The sequence below is a fragment of the Georhizobium sp. MAB10 genome (assembly GCF_045012825.1).
Taxonomy (GTDB): Bacteria; Pseudomonadota; Alphaproteobacteria; order Rhizobiales; family Rhizobiaceae; genus Georhizobium; species Georhizobium profundi.
The window spans coordinates 2,180,553-2,199,776 of the sequence record NZ_CP118314.1 but is presented as its reverse complement, the minus strand read 5'-3'; the positions used below and the strand labels follow the sequence as shown (position 1 = coordinate 2,199,776).

The following is a 19,224-nucleotide window of genomic DNA, read 5'->3' as shown; positions in this document are numbered from 1 at the left end:
CGCGCCTTCGTCGTTTCCTTCGATCCGGCGATCTGCTTCATTGCCTGCGACAGGCGGGGGACGACGTCGTGCCGACCGACGACGACAAGGTTCAGATCATGAAGTTCCGCGCCATGCTCAAGGTGGCGATCCGCGATCAATCAGATCCGGCCATCCTCGCGAAGCTGCGCCTCGCTTTGTCGAGCATAGAGAAGGCCGGTCGCAATGAAGTAGCCTTTGAGGACGAAACCCTGGCCTTCATGCTCTTCTTCAGTGGCAAGCTGCGCTGAGCCATCGTTCAGGCCGCTTCCACCTCCCGCAACTTGACCGGGGTCAGCGGTGGCGCAAGCAAAGGCGGTGTGGCCGAGGGTGCAGGTTCCGCCATCAGCACGCGCCAGGTAAGCAGCGTCATCTCGCCGTCGAGCGTCTCGCCGATGGCCGTGCAGCTCTCCACCCAATCGCCGCTGTTGATATAGGTGATCCCGTCCATGTCCTCGATCGCGGCATGGTGGATATGGCCGCAGATCACGCCATCCACCTCGTGGCGGCGGGCTTCTTCCGCCACGACCTTCTGAAACTCGCCGATGAAGTTCACCGCCTGTTTCACCCGGTGTTTCGCCCAGGCCGAAAACGACCAGTACGGCATGCCGATGCGACGCCGCAGAACGTTCAGGACGATGTTGATGCCGAGCGCCGCGTCATAGGCCCAGTCGCCGAGATAGGCGAGGAAGCGGGCATGGCGCACCACCACGTCGAACTCGTCGCCATGCAGCACGAGATAGCGCTTGCCGTCGGCCGCCTCGTGGATCGTGTTGGTCTTCACCTCGATCCCGCCGAAGTGAATGCCGGGAAAATCGCGCAGGAACTCGTCGTGATTACCGGGGATGTAGATGATGCGCGTGCCCTTGCGCGCCTTGCGCAACAGCTTCTGCACCACATCGTTGGCATCCTGCGGCCAGTACCAGCTGCGCTTCAGCCGCCACCCATCGACGATATCGCCGATCAGAACGATCGTCTCGGCCTCATGATACCGGAGGAAGTCGATGAGATGGTCCGCCTTGGCCGACTTCGAACCAAGATGCACATCGGAGATGAAGAGCGTTCGAAAGCGGCGCACGGCGGCTTCATTCGTGTCCTGTGACATGTCGCATCCTCTGGCTTCATGCGCACGGATAATCAGAGTCCTGTTTCAGTTGGATGACATCGGCCGGAAATGGCGGAAACATCGTCGTCAGACTGGACAGCGGCGACACTTATCCGCAAGACACTCCGGACCATCGCGCGGGCGGGCGAAGCGGTGCGCGCCCCGCACCATTGTATTCGGCAGGCAGGACGTGAGCGCGCTATGACTTTGAAGGATCAGAACGGACCCAAGACGGATCGCAACAAACCGGCGTCCGGCGATCTCGACGAGAACGCGCTCTTTTATCACCGCTATCCGCGCCCCGGTAAGCTCGAGATTCAGGCGACCAAGCCGCTCGGCAACCAGCGCGACCTGGCGCTTGCCTATTCGCCGGGCGTGGCGGCACCCTGCCTCGCCATCCGCGACAACCCTGATCGCGCCGCCGACTATACGAGCCGCGCGAACCTCGTCGCGGTCGTCTCCAACGGCTCCGCCGTGCTCGGCCTCGGCGCCATCGGCCCGCTGGCTTCCAAGCCTGTCATGGAAGGCAAGGCCGTCCTCTTCAAGAAATTCGCCGGCATCGACGTCTTCGACATCGAGATCGACGCCCAGGAAGTCGACCGCATGGTCACGGTCATTTCCGCGCTCGAGCCCACCTTCGGCGGCATCAATCTGGAAGACATCAAGGCGCCGGAGTGCTTCGAGGTCGAACGCCAACTGCGCGACAAGATGGACATCCCCGTCTTCCACGACGACCAGCACGGCACGGCGATCATCGTCGCCGCCGCAATCCTCAACGGCCTTGAGCTCGCCGGCAAGTCCATCGAGAACGTCAAGATCGTCACCGCCGGCGCCGGTGCCGCAGCCCTCGCATGCCTCAACCTGCTGGTCGCGCTCGGCGCCAGGCGCGAAAACATCTGGGTCCACGACCTCGAAGGCCTCGTCTATGAGGGCCGCACCGCGCTGATGGACGAATGGAAGGCCGTCTACGCGCAGCCGTCCGACAAGCGCAAGCTGATCGAGTCGATCAGCGGTGCCGATGTCTTCCTCGGCCTCTCCGCAGCCGGCGTGCTCAACGCCGAGATGCTGGCCGACATGGCCGAAAAGCCGCTGATCATGGCGCTCGCCAATCCGACGCCCGAAATCATGCCGGACGAAGCGCGCGCCGCCCAGCCGGACGCGATGATCTGCACCGGCCGGTCGGACTATCCGAACCAGGTCAACAACGTGCTTTGCTTCCCCTACATCTTCCGCGGCGCGCTCGATTGCGGCGCCCGTACGATCAACGAGGAAATGAAGCTCGCCGCCGTGCGCGCCATCGCCGGCCTTGCGCGCGAGGAACCGTCGGACGTCGCCGCCCGCGCCTATTCGGGCGACACCCCGGTCTTCGGGCCGGACTATCTCATCCCCTCGCCCTTCGATCCGCGTCTCATCCTGCGCATCGCGCCGGCCGTCGCCAAGGCCGCCGCCGAAACCGGTGTCGCCCGCCGGCCCATCGCCGATTTCGAAGCCTATATGGATGAGCTGAACCGCTTCGTCTTCCGCTCCGGCCTCATCATGAAGCCGGTCTTCTCGGCGGCCAAAGTCGCGGAAAAGAAGCGCGTCATCTTTGCCGAAGGCGAGGACGAGCGCGTGCTGCGCGCCATCCAGGTTCTCGTGGAAGAAGGCCTTGCGCGCCCAACCCTCATCGGCCGTCCGGCCATCATCGACGTGCGTCTGCGGCGCTATGGGCTGCGCGTGCGTCCCGGCACCGATTTCGACCTCATCAACCCTGAGGACGATCCGCGCTACCGAGATTATGTCGACGAATATTTCGCGCTCGTCGGCCGCAAGGGCGTCACGCCCGAAGCCGCCCGCACGACCGTGCGCACGAACGCCACCGTGATCGCCGCGCTCGCGCTCCGCCGCAGCGAGGCCGATGCGCTCATCTGCGGACTGGAAGGCCGCTACGCCCGCCATCTGCGTGACATCAGCCAGATCATCGGCAAGCGCGAAGGCGTCATCGACTATTCGGCCCTCAGCCTGCTGATCTCGCAGCGCGGCGCCACCTTCTTCACCGACACCTATGTGTCCTACGATCCAAGTGCGGAGGAACTGGCTGAGACCACCATCATGGCAGCCAACGAGATCCGACGTTTCGGCATCGAGCCGCGCGCGGCCCTCGTCTCGCATTCGAACTTCGGCTCGCGCGATTCCGCGAGCGCCGAAAAAATGCGCCGCGCCACCGAACTCGTCCGCAAGCTCGATCCGGACCTCGAGGCCGATGGCGAGATGCATGGCGATTCGGCGATTTCCGCAGTCCTGCGACAGCGCGTCATGCCGAGCAGCGGCCTCAGCGGCGAGGCCAATCTCCTGGTCTTCCCGAACCTCGATGCCGCCAACATCACGCTCGGCGTCGTAAAGACGATGACGGACGCGCTGCATGTCGGTCCCATCCTGCTCGGCACTGCCCAGCCGGCGCACATCCTCACGCCGTCCGTCACCTCACGCGGCGTGGTCAACATGGCAACGCTCGCGGTCGTGGAAGCGTCGCAGCCTCACTGAATCTCACAGGATCCAGCTGGCAACTTTGCACGAGCTGGATCCTGATCTTTATCCGACGCAACAAAATCCGCTCTGCCGCATTAAGGCTAAAACGCGATGTCGCTTGGCGGCTATCGCCGCAGTCGGTAAAACCGGCGGATCAAGACAGGCGGGTACAAAAATGAAACCGATCGCAACGGGCGTTGCGGCGCTGCTGGCCGGTGCCGTTCTAACCACCTCCACAACGGTCTTTGCCGAAAGCGCCGACATTTGCGCGGCTCTTCATCACGATCTGGCGCTCTCGACCGGCCAGACGACCAACACCACCGTCGATGTCTACCTTGCGCAGGCGAAGCAGACACTCGGCGAGATCGCGCTTGAGCTGCATCATGCCGGCTGCGGCAATTCGGTCATGGTCTATCGCGGCGGCGAAGGAAATGTGTGCGGCCCGCTCGAAGCCGAGGCGGCATCCATTGAAAACGAGATCGCCTTCCTCCAGCAAGAGCGTGACGCCCTGCGCCAATCCGTCATCTACTCGGACCCGTCGGCAATCCGCGCCGAACTCGCCGCCTATGGCTGCCAGGTGGAGCCGGTGCGCGAGGCTGCAAGCTACAGCCAGTTCCACACCGCCTCGAACGGCCATTCCAGCGTCATCGAAATCATGCCGGCAGCGCCCTCCGCTCCGTCATCGAACGAGCAGCGGTCCACGCTGACGATCCCAGAGCCGCAAGCGCCTACACCGGTCGTTGCCGAGCCGATCATCCCCACGGAAAAGCGTGAACTAGTCGATCTGGACGAGCGCCTTCAAGAGCGCAATGTCAGGGTCGTCGGGCCGCAATTCCTTCCGGACCAATCAGGGGCAATAGATCTGACATCTCCGGTCCCGACGTTCTTCCCGTGATCGCGATGCGCAGCGGCATGAAGAGGCTTCTGCCCTTGCGCCCCGTTTCCGCCTTCAGCTGATCGGTCCAAAGCTTCCAGGTCGTCCCATCCCATGGGCCGACTGGCGCGCTATCGAACGCCTGCCGCGCAAAATCCAGATCCTCGCCAGTAAGTTCGGCCTCGCCGTCTCGCATCGGCCCGCCCGTCACGATCTGCCACCAGGCACCGGCATCCGCGACGAAGTCCAGATTGCCGCGGATCACCTGCCAGAAAGTCTCCGCCTTTTCGCCTTCAATGCCGAGCGCTTGAAGCCTGTCCTGTACATCCGCAAACTCCAGCTGATGCACCAGCGTCCTGTTGAGCGCCGTCAGTTCCTCCGGATCGAATTTTGCCGACGATTTCGATGCGTTCGCCGGATCGAACTGCTCCTGCAGAGCATCCATAGAGCGCACGGCCGACACGCTCTCCGATGATCCGATCAGGATCGCAAGCGACGCCGCCGCCATGGGCTCGAACCCGCGTTCCCTCAGCGAGCCGAGCGACAGCGCCCCGGTGCGCTTGGATAGCCCCTCGCCGGACGCAGTCGTCAGCAGATTGTGGTGGCCGAAGTCCGGCGCCTCTTCGCCCAGCGCGTGGAACAGCGCGATCTGCGCGCCCGTGTTCGTCACATGGTCGTCGCCGCGCATCACATGGCTGATGCCCATCTCGATGTCGTCGACGACCGACGGCAGCGTGTAGAGATAGGTGCCGTCTTCGCGCACCAGCACCGGATCCGACATGGAAGCAAGGTCGACCGTCTGGTGGCCGCGCACCACATCGTCCCAATGGATCTCGGTGCGCCGCGTCTCGAACGGATCGCTCTCGAAATTCGGCAGCAGGAAGCGCCAGTGCGGCGTGCGCCCTTCTGCCTCGAGCGCGGCACGCTCCTCGTCCGAAAGCTTCAGCGCGTCGCGGCCATAAACCGGCGGCAGCCGCCGCGCGAGCCGCAGCTTGCGCTTGCGCTCCAGCTCCTCGGCCGTCTCGTAGCAGGCATAGAGCAGGCCAGCGTCCTTCAGCTTGGCCACCGCCGCGTCGTAGATCGGAAAGCGCTTCGACTGGTACTCGATCCGGTCGGGCCTGATCCCAAGCCACTCCAGATCGCGCACGATCGCCTCGGCGTATTCCGTCTTGGAACGCGCTTGGTCGGTGTCGTCGAAACGAAGAATGAACTCGCCGCCGTGCTGCTTGGCGTAAAGCCAGTTGTAGAGCGCGGTCCGGGCATTGCCGATATGGATATATCCGGTCGGCGAAGGCGCGAAACGGACGGCGACGGGCATACGTTCGAATGTCTTCATGGCGAAGTCGGTTAGTCGAGATTGCCCGCGCCCGCAAGGCTGGCAGAGAAGCGACAACGCCGCGATCGGCTTCAGCAAGGCACAAAAAAACGGGGTTTCCCCCGTTCGATCGGCCCACCATCGATGGGTACGCCCCTGAGGCGCTCAAAAGTCGAGATCACGCACCGTGCTGCCAGTACATCCGTGGTCAGCAACGGCGCGTCAATCTCAGTCATCCGCCGCAGGCTGCGAAGACCAAATCAGCGGATATGTCAGGCTAAGGCGCAAATGGTTAACGAAACGTTAACGGCAGCGCCCCGCCCGAAAAGTCCTAGCGTCGTGCGCCGCCGGTGCGCGGCAGCAGGCCTTCGCGCTGTGCCTGCTTGCGGGCCGCCTTGCGAACGCGGCGGATCGCCTGTGCCTTTTCGCGGGCCCGGCGCTCGGATGGCTTTTCGTAAGCCTGGCGCTGCTTCATCTCGCGGAAAAGACCTTCGCGCTGCAGCTTCTTCTTCAGCGCACGCATGGCCTGCTCGACGTTGTTGTCTCTGACAAGTACTTGCAATGGTGCTCCAATCCCGATCCCGCCGTCGCGGATACCGGCTATCTTGGAAGTCCTGGCATAGCCCAGGGCATTCCCGTTGAGTTCTTGGCCCGACGAGGCGTTGAAGAAACGCCGACCTGTCGCTGTGACAGGGCCCGAAATGTCCGGGCGGCGCCGACAAGGGAAACGAGTGTCGCTTCGAGGGTCGGACGTCCGTGGAAGGCCAAATGAGGTTGACCGAGAAATGATCGGCCATCGTCCCGCAAGAATCGGGCGCGTCATCGGTCTCCATATACGGTCGCTGGCTCAGCAATTCAATGGCGCGGCGGCGCTCATCATCATCCGGTCCAGCCCTTTCGCGGATGCCAGTACCTTCGCATCGTCAAACACATGCTTTTCGCTGGTGGCACATTGCATTCGCATGGTTTGAGCATAAATTGCGCCGCATGCAGCCGATCATTGCCGTCTCCCGCCTTTCCAAGAAATACGATTCCGGTTTCGAGGCCCTCAAGGGCATCGATCTCGAGATTGCTCGCGGCGAGATTTTCGCGCTGCTCGGCCCCAATGGCGCGGGCAAGACGACGCTGATTTCGATCATCTGCGGCATCGTCAATGCGAGCAATGGCGCCGTCACCGTCGGCGGCCACGACATCGTGCGCGACTATCGCGCCGCCCGCTCCATGATCGGCCTCGTGCCCCAGGAACTGACGACCGATCAGTTTGAATCGGTCTTCGACACCGTCTCGTTCACACGCGGCCTTTTCGGCAAGGCACCGAACCCGACCTATATCGAGAAGATCCTCAAGGACCTCTCGCTCTACGACAAGCGCGACAACAAGCTGCGCGAACTCTCGGGCGGCATGAAGCGCCGCGTGCTGATCGCCAAGGCCCTGTCGCACGAGCCGGACATCCTCTTCCTCGATGAACCGACCGCTGGCGTCGACGTCTCGCTGCGCAAGGACATGTGGGAGGTCATCCGCAAACTGCGCGAATCCGGCGTCACGATCATCCTCACCACCCACTACATCGAAGAAGCCGAGGAGATGGCCGACCGCATCGGCATCATCTCGCAAGGGCGGCTCCTTCTCGTCGAGCGCAAGGCGGAGCTGATGCGCAAGCTCGGCGTCAAGCAGCTGAAGCTCGAGGTGCGCGAGCCGCTGGCCTCGGTGCCGGAAAGTCTCGCCACTTATAATCTGGAGCTGAACGACGAGGGCCGCACTCTCGTCTACACCTTCGACCGCCAGGGCGAACGCACCCGCATCACCGCCCTGCTCGCCGATCTTCAGCAGGCCGGCATTCGCGTCCGCGATCTGGATACCCATCAGAGCTCGCTCGAAGACATTTTCGTCAGCCTCGTGAAGGAACAGCAGTGAATTTCCAGGCCGTCAAATCCATCTACATGTTCGAGATGAACCGCTGGAAGCGCACGGTGCTCCAGAGCATCATCTCGCCGGTCATCTCCACCTCGCTCTATTTCGTCGTCTTCGGCGCGGCCATCGGTTCGCGCATCGAAACAGTCGGCGGCGTCTCCTATGGCGCCTTCATCGTGCCGGGCCTCATCATGCTGACCCTCCTCCAGCAAAGCGTCTCGGCCGCGGCCTTCGGCATCTATTTCCCCAAATTCACCGGCACGATCTACGAACTCTTGTCGGCACCGGTCTCGTTCTTCGAGATCGTACTCGGCTATGTCGGTGCCGGCGCGACGAAGTCGATCATCCTCGGCGTCATCATCCTCGCCACCGCCGCGCTTTTCGTGGATCTGCGCATCGCGCACCCGTTCTGGATGATCGCGTTCCTGCTGCTCACCGCCTTCACCTTCTCGCTGATCGGCTTCATCATCGGCATTTGGGCCGACAATTTCGAGAAGCTGCAGCTCGTACCGCTGCTCGTGATCACGCCGCTCGTCTTCCTCGGCGGCTCGTTCTACTCGATCGATATGCTGCCGCCATTCTGGCAGAACGTGACGCTGTTCAACCCGGTTCTCTACCTGATCTCGGGCTTCCGCTGGTCTTTCTTCGAAGTCTCCGACGTCAGCCTCGTCTGGTCGGTTGCCGCCATCCTCTTCTTCCTGGTCGCAGCCCTCTCCGTCGTCTGGTGGATCTTCAAGACCGGCTACCAGTTGAAGAGCTGATGCGCCTCATTCTGAAGCGCTGAAGCGAACCTCCGATGACCGCACTCTGGCGATCCGTCTTCGGCCTCCTCGTCGTCACCGGGCTCCTGCTCGGTGCAACGCCGCCGCTCGGCAAGGTCGCGACGCTCGCGGGAGCCCCGCCGCTTCTGTGGTCCTTCGTCATCTCGTTCGGCGCCGGCACGCTGCTCCTCGCCGGTCTCCTCGCCCGTGGCGGGCGCGTCGGTCTGGGCGCCGCGAAACTGCGCTACTTCTTCCTCGCCGCCGTCATCTCCTACGCAATCCCGAACCTCCTGATGTTTTCCGCAGTCCCCCATCTCGGCGCGGGCTACACGGGCATCATGTTCACGCTCTCGCCGGTGCTGACGCTTCTGCTCTCCATCCTGCTCCGCGTGCGCAAGCCGAACGGGCTCGGAATGGCGGGCATCGCCGTCGGCTTCGTCGGCGCGCTCCTCGTCGCCATCACGCGCGGCGAAGCGAATGAGCCCGCAAGCCTGTTCTGGGTCGCGATCGGCCTCCTGATCCCCGTCAGCCTCGCCGCCGGCAACATCTACCGGACGATCGATTGGCCGAAGGATGCCGGCCCGATCGAGCTCGCAGCCGGCAGCCACCTCGCCGCCGCGCTCGTTCTTCTGGTTGGACTGCTCGTCACCGGCGACATCGCCGCCCTGCCGGTTCTCGGCACGATCCCGCTTGTGGTCGCGGCGCAGGTTGCGAGCGCCTCGGCGATGTTCATCTTCTTCTTCCGCCTGCAATCGGTCGGCGGCCCGGTCTATCTCAGCCAGATCGGCTACGTCGCCGCCGCCGTCGGCCTCTTCGCCGGTGTCGTCTTCCTCGGCGAGCGCTATTCGCTGCTCACCTGGATCGGCGCCCTGATCATCGCCGCCGGCGTCGCCATGACGACCCGAGCGCAAAAGGCCGAGGCGTGATCAGCCCCTGTCGCGAAACCGGTTGGTGATTGGGTAGCGCCGGTCGCGACCGAAATTCTTGCGCGTGATCTTCACGCCGGGCGCCGACTGCCGGCGCTTGTATTCGGCGATATAGAGCAGGTGCTCGATACGGTGGACGAGCGCCTCGTCATGGCCGCGCGCGACGATCGTCTCCGTCGCCATCTCGCCTTCCACCAGGCACTCCAGAATGTCGTCGAGCACGGCGTAGTCCGGCAGCGAATCCTGGTCCGTCTGGTTTTCGCGCAATTCGGCCGATGGCGCCTTGTCGATGGTCGAGACCGGGATCACCTCGCCCGAGGGTCCGCGCGCGCCCTTGGGCTTGTGGGAATTGCGCCAGCGCGACAGCTGGTAGACCTCGGTCTTGTAGAGGTCCTTGATCGGGTTGAACCCGCCATTCATGTCGCCGTAAAGCGTGGCGTAGCCGACCGACATCTCCGACTTGTTGCCCGTCGTCACCACCATCGAGCCGAATTTGTTGGAAAGCGCCATCAGGATCACGCCGCGCGTCCGGCTCTGCAGGTTTTCTTCCGTGATACCCTCTTCCGTGCCTTCGAAAACGCTTTCGAGCGCGGCCGTAAACCCTTCCACCGGCTCGGCGATCGGCACCACGTCGTAGCGCGTGTTCAGCGCCTTGGCGCAGGCCTCGGCATCCGTCAGCGAGCTTTCCGCCGTGTAGCGATAGGGCAGCATCACGGTGCGCACGCGCTCATGGCCGAGCGCATCGACGGCAAGCGCCGTGCAGATCGCCGAGTCGATCCCGCCGGACAGGCCCAGCACGACCTGCTTGAACCCGTTCTTCTCCACATAGTCGCGCAGGCCGACCATGCAGGCGGTGTAGTCCGCCTCCATCCTGTCCGGCAACGGCGCGACCGGTCCCACCGCGCAGCGCCATTCATCGCCTTCGCGAACCCATTCGGTCAGCGCCACCGTTTCCTCGAACTGGCCCAGCTGAAACGCAAGCCGCTTGTCGGCATTGATCGCAAAGGAGCCGCCATCGAAGACGAGTTCGTCCTGCCCGCCCACCTGGTTGGCATAAAGCACCGGCAGCCCGCTCTCGATCACCTGGCGGATCACCACCTGCTGGCGCACATCCATCTTGCCGCGATAATAGGGCGAGCCGTTGGGCACGAGGATCATCTCCGCGCCGCTTTCCGCCAGCGTCTCGCAGACGGAAAGTTCGCCCCAGATGTCCTCGCAGATCGGAATGCCGATCCGCACGCCGCGAAAACCCACCGGTCCTGGCATCGGCCCCGCCTGGAACACCCGCTTCTCGTCGAACTCGCCGTAATTCGGCAGGTCCACCTTGTCGCGCGTCGCAATCACCCGGCCACCATCCAGCACGGCAATGGAATTGTAGCGCCCATGGTCGTCGACGCGCGGATAGCCGATCACGACCCCAGGCCCGCCATCGGCGGTATCGCCAGCCAGCGCCTCGACGGCCTGCGCGCACGCCGCTAGAAACGCCGGCTTCAATACCAGATCTTCCGGCGGATAGCCGGCAATGAACAGCTCGGTGAAGAAAACGAGATCGGCGCCTTGGGCTCCTGCCTCACGCCGCGCACCCCGCGCCTTTTCCAGATTGCCGGCCACATCACCGACGATCGGATTGAGCTGGACGACGGCAATCTTCAGTCGGTCGGGACGGGACGTCATACGGAACCTGTTCTGGGCACTTTAAAGTCGCTGCCGCTTTCTAGCGGATGCAGGACGGTTCCGCCAAATCGAAATGATGGTCTGCGACGGCATGGCAAACTTCCGCCGAGACCAATTTGATCACGAGACCCCGAGTGCGTCTTCGCCGCGATCCAGCATCAGCGGAATGATCAGATCTTCCTCGTCTTCCAGGTGCCTGAGCAGGCCTTTGAGCAATTGCTCGGCGTTCCTGGCATAGTCCTCGCTGCCTCGCTTCAGCGCATCGCCACCCGATTGCAGCCCACCGAGGAAACCGCGGGCCGATTGTGCATTCGCGGCAAGCAGATCGTGGATGACGTGATGGTCTTCGTCGAGCAGGTCGAAGCCGTGCTTCAGCCGGGATTCAGCCGCCGCGAACACCGGAAAATAATGCTGGTCCTCGATCTGGTGGTGCCCTTCGAGCTGCGACAGGAAGAAATTGATGCGCGGCACGAACCAGCCGGCGAAAGCCCCTGCCTCCATGTGGCCCTCGCGCAGCTCATGCGTCGCGGTCACCAGGCCGGAACCAAGCTCGCGAAACATGTCGTGGCGCTGCAGCCAGAACGATCCCATCTGACCGATCGTATGATCCCGGCCCCAGCTTTCACGCGGATATTTTGCAAGAAGCAGCTTCAGGTCGTCGGGCAGGCCGGCACGTGCAAATAGCGTGAGATCGGGTGTCATCGGGTCATCAAGCCAAAAATCTGAGGTAAAGCGCGCTCAGCCAAACGGTGCCGGCCGAAAGCACGGAGAACAGAACGGCGGCGGATCCGCAGTCCTTGGCGATCTTGATCTCTTCCATGTAGTCGCGCGACAGCCCGTTGCAAACCGCCTCCACCGCCGTGTTCAGCAGTTCAACGATCATCATGAAGACGATCGCTCCCATCAGCGCCAGCAGCATGACGAGACTGTCGCTGACGAGTACCGCGACCGGCAGCGCCGCAAAGAACAGGATCAGTTCCTGCCTGAAAGAGGCTTCATGCGCCGCCGCATAGCGAATGCCCGCCAGAGAATGGCGAAAGGCATAGAACAGCCGCTTCATGGAAATCCTCGCACGCCAGTGATCGATCCGGCCATTTCCGCACTAGGGATCGAGCGGCATCCGACCTTCGCCGGAGACTTTAGAGTGCGAGGATCAATCTTCAATGAAATGCGTAGGCATCCATCGAAAGCACGCCGAATTCCTGGCTCGAGTGCAGCGCTTGCGCATCGAACCGACGCGTCTCCCTGCCGATCGCCGCGCCGATCGCGACGAAGAGCGGCATCAGGTGCTCGTCCGTCGGGTGATTCTCCACCGCAAACGGCGCCTGCTGCCGCCAGCGCTTGAGAGCCTCGATGTCGCCTGCCCGGATCCGATCGTCCATCCACGTCACGAAATCCTCGACCCAGCCCGGCACCGGCGCCTGCCGCTGGCCGGTCCGCAGCAGCTTGAACGCTTCGCCGAGATTGTGGGTGAACGAGCCTGACCCGATCACGAGAACGTCCCGCTCGCGCAGACCCGCCAAAGCCTGGCCAAGCGCGATGTGGTATGCCGCATCCTTGGTCGGATCGACCGAGATCTGCACGACGGGAATGTCGGCATCCGGATAGATCAGGCTGAGCGGCACCCACGTGCCGTGGTCGAAGCCGCGGCCGTGCACGGCCTGCGCGCGAAAGCCGGCCGCCGTCAGCTCGGCCGCAATGTCTTCGGCAAGCGCCGGCGCACCCGGGGCATCGTAGTGGATTTCATAAAGCGCGCGGTCGAAGCCGCCGAAATCGTGGATCGTCTCAGGCTTCGCATCGGCGGATACGGCAACACCGCCGCCCACTTCGAAATGCGCGCTCGCTACTACGATCGCCTTCGGCTTCGGCATCGTCTCTGCGAACCGGCGCATGAAGGCAGCAGCCGCAGTATCTGCAATCGCCGTGTCGGGCGATCCATGCGAGATGAAGAGACTTGGAAAAACGGTCATATGACCCTCCTTTTGTAAGGAAGATAATCGACGCTCATTGTTCACATAAGATGCGGAAACAGCCACGCACTGTTCGCTATTTCAGGACGGCCCCGCATCCTCATAGACCGGGCGGTCATCGTCGATCGTGTAATAATCGCCTTTTTCAGCCGCAAAGATATGACGATCGATCATAAGCCCGGTGGCCCCGTCCAGGCTACCCGCCATGATCGAGGTCGACGAACGCCCGTCCGCTTTCCAGAACAGAAGCGACCCGCAAATCCTGCAGAACCCGCGCTTGGCCTCCGGTGACGCCGCAAACCACGTCAGATTGTCGCCGCCCGTCACCGTCAAGGCGTCCTCGCTCGCCGCAGTGGCCGCCACATAATGCCCGGACTGCCGGCGGCATTCGACGCAATGACAGGCAAAGATCCCCCGCATCGGACGGGCCTCATCGCTCACGACACTGTACCGCACCGCCCCACACAGGCATCCGCCTACCCTGGTCGTCACTATCGCATGCTCCTCGCCTGCCACTTTAGCCGTGACGATGCATAGGCTCCGTGGCTTGACAGTGAAGCTCCAACACCGACATCCGCCCCATCCTCAGCGCCGACCTCATCGTCGTACAGCGTTACACTTCACTCCTTCCCGCTGACCCCAGCCTGCGCAAACGTCGCCATGCCCGAATGGCAGAGCGCGGCGGCCTTGACGATGCCGGCGGCGAGTGCCGCGCCCGTGCCTTCGCCAAGCCGCATGCCCATCGCCAGCAGCGGCGTCTTGTCGAGCTTTGCGATCACGCGCGCATGGCCGGGCTCGGCCGAAACGTGGCCGATCAGGCAGTGGTCGAGCGCGGCCGGGTTTGCCTTGTGCAGAACGGCGGCGGCCGCGGTCGCCACATAGCCATCGATGATGACGGGGATGCGCTCCACCCGTGCCGCCAGAATGGCACCCGCCATCGCGGCGATCTCGCGTCCGCCGAGCCGGCGCAGCACCTCGAGCGGGTCGGAAAGATGTGCCTTGTGCAGCGCGACAGCCGCCTTTACCGCCTCGATCTTGCGGGCCAGCACGTCGCCTTCCGCGCCCGTGCCCGGCCCCACCCAATCCTCCGCCTCTCCGCCAAAAAGCCCGTGGCACATGGCGGCCGCGATGGTCGTGTTGCCGATGCCCATTTCGCCGATGCAGAGCAGGTCCGTGCCGCCGGCGATCGCCTCCATGCCGAAGGCCATGGTCGCCGCGCAGGTGCGCTCGTCCATCGCGGCTTCCTTCGTGATGTTGCCCGTCGGCACTTCCAGCGCCAGATCGAACACCTTGAGGCCGAGATCGTAGGCGACGCAGATCTGGTTGATCGCCGCTCCACCCGCGGCGAAATTCGAGACCATTTGCGCCGTCACGTCGCTCGGGAACGGCGAAACGCCCTCCTCCGTTACACCGTGATTGCCTGCGAAAACGGCCACGAGCGGCCGGTTGACCGCGGGCGCGCGGCCGGTCCAGGCCGCCAGCCATTCCGCCAGCGCTTCCATCCGCCCGAGCGATCCACGCGGCTTGGTCAGTTCGCCGTCGCGCGCGCGCACCGCCTCCACGGCGGCCCGATCGGCGCCCGGCAGATTGGCCAGAAGTGTGCGAAAATCGTCGAAGGGCAGTCCGGTGGCATTGGCGGGCATGGCAAACCTCTATCGCCTCGCCTGATGCACGAGGCCTTGGAACAACAGTCGGCGCCACTGGTAAAAGCATCCGGCCTTCGCCACAACTGACGAATGCGTTGAAGGCAATGTGGATATCGGTTCACCGTCCAAAAACGCGAAAACGGCTCGGAAGCCCCATCCTCTCAAGGGCGCCGGCCAAAGCTGCCAGGAGCACGGTCGATATCCCCATGCGCGCCTTCATCGACGACATCGCCCGGTCGATTGCCTTTCTGAGCCGCCTTCCGGTCCCGGCGCGCCATTTCCATGGCGATGATCACAGCCTCTCGCGCACCGTGCGGGCCTTCCCGATCGCCGGCGCGGTCATCGCGCTTCCCGTCGCGCTCATCGCTGCGGCGCTTGCCATCATTGTCGCGCCGCCCTTCCTCGCCGCATCGCTAATCGTCGGGCTTCAACTTATGATCACCGGCGCGCTGCATGAGGATGGTCTTGCCGATACTGCCGACGGGCTCGGTGCCGGCCGCGACCGGGAACGCGCGCTCGCCATCATGAAGGACAGCCGCACCGGTGTTTTCGGCGTCGTCGCGCTCGTCATGACGCTCCTCGTCCGAGTCGCAGCGCTTGCGACCCTCGTCGTCATCCTGCCACCCGAAGCGCTCGCGTTGGCACTTATCGCCATCGCCACCGCAAGCCGCGCAGCCATGGTGTGGCACTGGCACATGCTGCCGCCGGCGCGCAGCGATGGGTTGGCCGTGTCCATGGGGCGCCCCGCGCCGAAATCCGCCCGCCTCGCGCTCTTTCTCGGTGTGCTCATCGCGCTGCCGCTGTTGCCCATCGCGGCCGGACCCATCGCGGCCCTCGTCGCGCTCGCCTGCGCCCTCGCCGCGTTCTTTGTCTTCACCGGCCGCACCCGCACCCGCCTCGGCGGCGCCACGGGCGATACGATCGGGGCCACGCAGCAACTGGTGGAAGTCGCGCTCCTCGCCGGCCTTGCCCTTTGCCTCTAGGCAAACGATATGAACCTGAACGACCTGAACAGAGAGACCCGCCCGCCCCGTGAGCGCTGCCCAGTGACCGTCGAAAGCCCCTGCATCCTCGTCTGCTCGATTGATCGGTCGACCGGCCACTGCTTCGGTTGCGGCCGCTCCAGTGCCGAAATCACCAATTGGCTCGTCTATTCCGCCGCCGAACGCCGTGCGATCATGGATGAGCTGCCGGCCCGCCTGGACAAGATCGAGCGCAAGCCGCGCCGCGTGACGAAGCGCCAGCGCCTCGCGCTTGAACGCGGCGAAGGCTGACCGCATGCGCCGCAACCCCGTCATCTTTTATGTCGCGATGGCCATCCTCGCTACCGGCCTCGGCCTCCTGCTGTGGAACCACAGCGCCGGCCAGACGCTCGGCCTCGACAACGATCAGTTCGGCAATCTCGTCACCGGCGTCGCTCTACTTACGGTCCTGTCGTCCGCATTCCTGATCCGCGGCCGCTTCGGCCAGATGCTCAAGGCCGCCGTCATCTGGGCGGTCATCATCCTCGCCTTCAGCGCGCTCTACGTCTTCCGGTACGACATCCAATCGCTCGGCACGCGGTTGCAGGCCGGCCTCATGCCAGGCACGGCGGCCGTGCGCCAGCTTGACGATGGCACGCGGGAAGTCGTCATCCAGAAAGCCATGGGCGGTCAGTTCGCCACCGAGATCAGCGTCAATGGCGAGCCCGTGGGGGTCATGGTCGACACAGGCGCCTCGCTGATCGCGCTGGCCTATGACGACGCCGAGCAGCTCGGCCTCGAACCTGAGAACCTCAGCTACAGCCAGCCGGTCTCCACCGCCAATGGCCAGGCGCTCGCCGCAATCGTTACGCTGGATGAGGTCGCGATTGGCCCGATCGTGCGCAGCGATGTCCGCGCGCTGGTCTCCGAGGATGGCGCCTTGTCCCAAAGCCTGCTCGGCATGAATTTCATCGGCGAGCTCTCGTCCTTCGAGATGCGTCGCGACGAGCTTATTCTGCGAGACTGATCGCGAAGCGGGCGGCGACGATCAAGAGGAAGATCCCGAAACCGATCTCCAGCTGCCGCTTGCTTGCCCGGTGGGCCAGCGCGACGCCGACAGGCGCGACGAGCAACGTGATCGGGATGATCAGGGCAACCGCCACCCAGTTGATGTAGCCGGTCGAAAACGGCGGCAGACCGGAGGCACCCCAGCCCGCAATGATGTAGCCGATGAGACCCGGGATCGAAATCAGGACGCCGACGCCGGCAGATGTCGCCACCGCCTGGTGCATCGGTCGCCCGTAAAGACTCATGAAGGTGTTGTTGAGCACGCCGCCGCCGATGCCCATCAGGCCTGACAGAACGCCAATGACGACGCCCGCGATATATTTGAACGGATTGCGCGGCAGGTCGTCGCCAAGCCGCCACGATGCCCGGTTGAACAGCATCCGGAAGGCGACCAGCACTGCGATCACCGCAAAGATCGCCCGAAGCGCCTCGCTCGACGAAAACGCTGCCACGGCCGCCGCAAGCAGCGCGCCGAGCGGCACGGCCGTAATCCAGGACTTCAGAAGCACATCGTCGACTGCCCCGCGCTTTCGATGCGAAAAATAGGATCGCAGCGATGTCGGCACGATGATCGCGAGCGACGTACCAACCGCGAGATGCATCCGCACCGCCTCATCGACGCCCACCAGCGCGAACACCTGGTAGAACACCGGCACGAGGATCGCCCCGCCGCCGATGCCAAACAGTCCGGCCAGAATACCGGCAACGACACCGGCACCGGCGAGCGCCAGCGCGAAAAGGATCAGATCTTCGATGGGGGGCATGGGACCGGCATTCGCGAGAGTTGAAGATTGTATGCAATCGCCATAGCGCGAAAGCGGCCAAATGCAAAACCCGTCTTTGGATCGCCCCCCATTCTTCCAGTCGTGCACCTCACCGAACGTTTCAGACGGAAAAAATTTGAGGTAGTTTGGAACACGAGGCGGAAGCAGATGTTCCGCCGGTGTCCGATGCGTGCGTTGCGCCGCCGGAATGATGAGGAAATCCCGCGGCCTGCCAGCCGCTCGCCGGTAAGTCTGACTGCCTTGCCCTATCGGATTTCGATCCGCTCTTTCGGTCGCCACGCCAGTTTCGGACGTGTGAAACAACCGAACGACGAATGAGGAGATGGACGATGGCAGAGATGCAAGACCTTTACCCGACCCGAAAAGGCACGGAACCTGACATCCGAGACCGTCAGGACCCAGTGATCTATTCGCGCTGGAGCGAGGATGCGCCCCTCACTCAAGAGGAATATCGATCCTACGAGGACAAGGGATTCCTCTTCCTGCCCGGCCTCTTCAAGGCGGACGAACTTCAGATCCTTCTTGATGAGTCCAAGCGGCTTCGCACCTCCAAGGATGCGCTCGAAGACGAAACCCTGATCACTGAACCCAATTCCGGCGATGTCCGCTCGATCTTCGCCCTTCACCGGCAGAGCGCCATCATGTATCGCCTCGCCAGCGATGAACGCCTGGCTGGCCTCGCGCGCTTCCTGCTCGGCGACGACGTCTACATCCACCAGTCGCGGCTGAACTTTAAACCGGGCTTTCGCGGCAAGGAGTTCTACTGGCATTCCGATTTCGAAACCTGGCACGCGGAAGACGGCATGCCCCGCATGCGTGCCTTGTCCATGTCGTTGCTCCTCACCGACAACGAGCCGCACAATGGTCCGCTCATGCTGATGCCCGGTTCGCACAAGCGCTTCGTCGGCACGGTCGGCGAAACCCCCGAGGACAACTACAAGTCATCGCTCAAGGTTCAGGAAACCGGCACGCCGGACGATGAAAGCCTCACCCGTCTCTATGACGATTTCGGGCTGGAAACGCCAACAGGCCCGGCAGGTTCGCTGCTGATCTTCGATTGCAACACGATGCACGGCTCGGCGTCCAACATCTCGCCGATGGCGCGGTCCAACGCGTTCTTCGTGTTCAACGCCGTGTCGAACAAGCTCGTCGCCCCCTTCTCTGCAGGCACGCCGCGCCCGGAATTCGTCGGCGCACGCAAGCATGTGGACACGGTCGAGGTGATCGAGCGCAACGCGAAACCACTCGCCGCCTGACGGCGAGGCCTTCGGACGCCTCGATCGGTGGGGCGTCCGATGGACAGATCGGGTCTTCGGGCCTGATGAAAACCGTCTCGCCGAGACGGTGATTGGAAGAGGGAGGCAATGTCCCATGGACAAGAAAACCGGATCGTTCCGGGTGCGCGACGGCAAGGGCACCGAGCGCCGCGTGGACGAGTATCACGATCTCATGGCGAGCGGGGCGCTTGGCATGAAGCACTACATTCTCGACGATGGCCGCAAGGTCACCCATGTCGAGGAAGGGCGCTACGTCATCGACATCACCCGCGAGGAGCTGATCCTCATCGACGAGCCCGAGCCGGCCTGACACCCAGCGCTTGGCATACCAATGAGGCCGGGGCTCTTGTCCCGGTCAGAGACGCGGCCTTGAGCCCGTGACGTTGCTTCCCTCGATTTGTCCAACATTGTTTGCCGGCCTGCT

General features: G+C 63.5%; 21 protein-coding genes. 11 read left to right on the top strand and 10 right to left on the bottom strand.

Annotation, left to right across the window (positions count from 1 at the left end):
• Positions 1-68: 68 nt before the first annotated feature.
• Entirely contained in the window at positions 69-269 is a 201-nt protein-coding gene (locus tag PU133_RS10265; protein WP_404861649.1) for a hypothetical protein, read from the top strand.
• 8 nt (positions 270-277) lie between these two features.
• Here the strand turns inward: PU133_RS10265 and PU133_RS10260 are convergent, their stop codons facing one another.
• A complete protein-coding gene (locus PU133_RS10260; RefSeq protein WP_404861648.1) occupies positions 278-1,123 on the bottom strand; it encodes a UDP-2,3-diacylglucosamine diphosphatase in 846 nt (281 codons plus the stop codon).
• Between the two features lie 201 nt (positions 1,124-1,324).
• Here PU133_RS10260 and PU133_RS10255 point away from each other — a divergent pair, with 201 nt between their 5' ends.
• Together PU133_RS10255 and PU133_RS10250 are read left to right on the top strand one after the other, a co-directional pair.
• Positions 1,325-3,646, top strand: coding sequence for an NADP-dependent malic enzyme (locus PU133_RS10255; RefSeq protein ID WP_404861647.1), 2,322 nt, complete (start codon positions 1,325-1,327; stop codon positions 3,644-3,646).
• 160 nt (positions 3,647-3,806) lie between these two features.
• Positions 3,807-4,526: a hypothetical protein gene (locus tag PU133_RS10250; protein ID WP_404861646.1), complete on the top strand. Its 720-nt coding sequence runs from the start codon at positions 3,807-3,809 to the stop codon at positions 4,524-4,526.
• On the opposite strand, the gene gltX is transcribed toward PU133_RS10250, so the two are convergent.
• Entirely contained in the window at positions 4,444-5,823 is a 1,380-nt protein-coding gene (gene gltX, locus PU133_RS10245; protein WP_404864500.1) for a glutamate--tRNA ligase, read from the bottom strand. The genes PU133_RS10250 and gltX overlap by 83 nt on opposite strands.
• A gap of 328 nt (positions 5,824-6,151) precedes the next feature.
• Positions 6,152-6,382, bottom strand: a complete 231-nt coding sequence (gene rpsU, locus PU133_RS10240) for a 30S ribosomal protein S21 (RefSeq protein WP_126010036.1) — start codon at positions 6,380-6,382, stop codon at positions 6,152-6,154.
• Positions 6,383-6,807: 425 nt separating this feature from the next.
• On the opposite strand from rpsU, the gene PU133_RS10235 reads away from it, so the two are divergent.
• The 3 genes from PU133_RS10235 to PU133_RS10225 are packed head-to-tail and all read left to right on the top strand — an operon-like array spanning position 6,808 to position 9,418.
• The gene (locus tag PU133_RS10235) at positions 6,808-7,734 is read left to right on the top strand and encodes an ABC transporter ATP-binding protein (RefSeq protein WP_404861645.1); all 927 of its coding nucleotides are present in this window, start codon (positions 6,808-6,810) and stop codon (positions 7,732-7,734) included.
• Positions 7,731-8,492: an ABC transporter permease gene (locus tag PU133_RS10230; protein ID WP_126010034.1), complete on the top strand. Its 762-nt coding sequence runs from the start codon at positions 7,731-7,733 to the stop codon at positions 8,490-8,492. The genes PU133_RS10235 and PU133_RS10230 overlap by 4 nt, the downstream gene beginning before the upstream one ends.
• A 35-nt stretch (positions 8,493-8,527) precedes the next feature.
• Entirely contained in the window at positions 8,528-9,418 is an 891-nt protein-coding gene (locus PU133_RS10225; protein WP_404861644.1) for a DMT family transporter, read from the top strand.
• Here the strand turns inward: PU133_RS10225 and PU133_RS10220 are convergent, their stop codons facing one another.
• The 6 genes from PU133_RS10220 to cobT all read right to left on the bottom strand — a co-directional run bounded on the left by PU133_RS10220 (position 9,419) and on the right by cobT (position 14,705).
• Entirely contained in the window at positions 9,419-11,092 is a 1,674-nt protein-coding gene (locus PU133_RS10220) for an NAD+ synthase (protein ID WP_404861643.1), read from the bottom strand.
• Positions 11,093-11,212: 120 nt separating this feature from the next.
• Positions 11,213-11,794 carry a hemerythrin domain-containing protein gene (locus tag PU133_RS10215; protein WP_404861642.1) on the bottom strand — a complete coding sequence of 194 codons (582 nt, stop codon included), beginning with the start codon at positions 11,792-11,794 and terminating at the stop codon, positions 11,213-11,215.
• A gap of 7 nt (positions 11,795-11,801) precedes the next feature.
• Complete coding sequence (locus PU133_RS10210) at positions 11,802-12,152, bottom strand: diacylglycerol kinase (protein WP_126010030.1); 351 nt, start codon at positions 12,150-12,152, stop codon at positions 11,802-11,804.
• A gap of 100 nt (positions 12,153-12,252) precedes the next feature.
• Positions 12,253-13,062, bottom strand: coding sequence for a DODA-type extradiol aromatic ring-opening family dioxygenase (locus PU133_RS10205; RefSeq protein ID WP_404861641.1), 810 nt, complete (start codon positions 13,060-13,062; stop codon positions 12,253-12,255).
• Between the two features lie 81 nt (positions 13,063-13,143).
• Positions 13,144-13,482 carry a GFA family protein gene (locus PU133_RS10200; RefSeq protein WP_404861640.1) on the bottom strand — a complete coding sequence of 113 codons (339 nt, stop codon included), beginning with the start codon at positions 13,480-13,482 and terminating at the stop codon, positions 13,144-13,146.
• A 200-nt stretch (positions 13,483-13,682) separates the two neighbouring features.
• A complete protein-coding gene (gene cobT / locus PU133_RS10195; protein ID WP_404861639.1) occupies positions 13,683-14,705 on the bottom strand; it encodes a nicotinate-nucleotide--dimethylbenzimidazole phosphoribosyltransferase in 1,023 nt (340 codons plus the stop codon).
• Between the two features lie 209 nt (positions 14,706-14,914).
• On the opposite strand from cobT, the gene cobS reads away from it, so the two are divergent.
• From cobS to PU133_RS10180, 3 genes are read left to right on the top strand one after another with little or no spacing between them, the layout of a single operon-like run.
• On the top strand, positions 14,915-15,691 hold the full coding sequence (cobS, locus tag PU133_RS10190; protein ID WP_404861638.1) for an adenosylcobinamide-GDP ribazoletransferase: 777 nt from the start codon (positions 14,915-14,917) through the stop codon (positions 15,689-15,691).
• A 9-nt stretch (positions 15,692-15,700) separates the two neighbouring features.
• Entirely contained in the window at positions 15,701-15,982 is a 282-nt protein-coding gene (locus tag PU133_RS10185; RefSeq protein WP_404861637.1) for a DUF1289 domain-containing protein, read from the top strand.
• Between the two features lie 4 nt (positions 15,983-15,986).
• Positions 15,987-16,697: a TIGR02281 family clan AA aspartic protease gene (locus PU133_RS10180; protein WP_404861636.1), complete on the top strand. Its 711-nt coding sequence runs from the start codon at positions 15,987-15,989 to the stop codon at positions 16,695-16,697.
• Here the strand turns inward: PU133_RS10180 and PU133_RS10175 are convergent.
• Entirely contained in the window at positions 16,681-17,502 is an 822-nt protein-coding gene (locus tag PU133_RS10175) for a sulfite exporter TauE/SafE family protein (protein WP_126010024.1), read from the bottom strand. The two genes, PU133_RS10180 and PU133_RS10175, sit on opposite strands and share 17 nt — an antisense overlap.
• A gap of 350 nt (positions 17,503-17,852) precedes the next feature.
• Between PU133_RS10175 and thpD the strand changes: the two genes are divergently transcribed.
• Both thpD and PU133_RS10165 read left to right on the top strand, forming a co-directional pair.
• The gene (gene thpD, locus PU133_RS10170) at positions 17,853-18,779 is read left to right on the top strand and encodes an ectoine hydroxylase (RefSeq protein ID WP_404861635.1); all 927 of its coding nucleotides are present in this window, start codon (positions 17,853-17,855) and stop codon (positions 18,777-18,779) included.
• Positions 18,780-18,894: 115 nt separating this feature from the next.
• Positions 18,895-19,110 carry a hypothetical protein gene (locus tag PU133_RS10165; RefSeq protein WP_126010023.1) on the top strand — a complete coding sequence of 72 codons (216 nt, stop codon included), beginning with the start codon at positions 18,895-18,897 and terminating at the stop codon, positions 19,108-19,110.
• Positions 19,111-19,224 lie beyond the last annotated feature (114 nt).

Bases quoted from the DNA above. Each gene is read 5' to 3' on its own strand.
- PU133_RS10260 (WP_404861648.1), bottom strand. From the start codon at position 1,123: ATGTCACAGGACACGAATGAAGCCGCCGTGCGCCGCTTTCGAACGCTC.
- cobS (WP_404861638.1), top strand. From the start codon at position 14,915: ATGCGCGCCTTCATCGACGACATCGCCCGGTCGATTGCCTTTCTGAGC.
- PU133_RS10220 (WP_404861643.1), bottom strand. From the start codon at position 11,092: ATGACGTCCCGTCCCGACCGACTGAAGATTGCCGTCGTCCAGCTCAAT.
- PU133_RS10185 (WP_404861637.1), top strand. From the start codon at position 15,701: ATGAACCTGAACGACCTGAACAGAGAGACCCGCCCGCCCCGTGAGCGC.
- gltX (WP_404864500.1), bottom strand. From the start codon at position 5,823: ATGCCCGTCGCCGTCCGTTTCGCGCCTTCGCCGACCGGATATATCCAT.
- thpD (WP_404861635.1), top strand. From the start codon at position 17,853: ATGGCAGAGATGCAAGACCTTTACCCGACCCGAAAAGGCACGGAACCT.
- PU133_RS10250 (WP_404861646.1), top strand. From the start codon at position 3,807: ATGAAACCGATCGCAACGGGCGTTGCGGCGCTGCTGGCCGGTGCCGTT.
- PU133_RS10225 (WP_404861644.1), top strand. From the start codon at position 8,528: ATGACCGCACTCTGGCGATCCGTCTTCGGCCTCCTCGTCGTCACCGGG.
- PU133_RS10210 (WP_126010030.1), bottom strand. From the start codon at position 12,152: ATGAAGCGGCTGTTCTATGCCTTTCGCCATTCTCTGGCGGGCATTCGC.
- PU133_RS10180 (WP_404861636.1), top strand. From the start codon at position 15,987: ATGCGCCGCAACCCCGTCATCTTTTATGTCGCGATGGCCATCCTCGCT.
- PU133_RS10165 (WP_126010023.1), top strand. From the start codon at position 18,895: ATGGACAAGAAAACCGGATCGTTCCGGGTGCGCGACGGCAAGGGCACC.
- PU133_RS10215 (WP_404861642.1), bottom strand. From the start codon at position 11,794: ATGACACCCGATCTCACGCTATTTGCACGTGCCGGCCTGCCCGACGAC.
- PU133_RS10235 (WP_404861645.1), top strand. From the start codon at position 6,808: ATGCAGCCGATCATTGCCGTCTCCCGCCTTTCCAAGAAATACGATTCC.
- cobT (WP_404861639.1), bottom strand. From the start codon at position 14,705: ATGCCCGCCAATGCCACCGGACTGCCCTTCGACGATTTTCGCACACTT.
- PU133_RS10175 (WP_126010024.1), bottom strand. From the start codon at position 17,502: ATGCCCCCCATCGAAGATCTGATCCTTTTCGCGCTGGCGCTCGCCGGT.
- PU133_RS10205 (WP_404861641.1), bottom strand. From the start codon at position 13,062: ATGACCGTTTTTCCAAGTCTCTTCATCTCGCATGGATCGCCCGACACG.
- PU133_RS10255 (WP_404861647.1), top strand. From the start codon at position 1,325: ATGACTTTGAAGGATCAGAACGGACCCAAGACGGATCGCAACAAACCG.
- PU133_RS10200 (WP_404861640.1), bottom strand. From the start codon at position 13,482: ATGCGGGGGATCTTTGCCTGTCATTGCGTCGAATGCCGCCGGCAGTCC.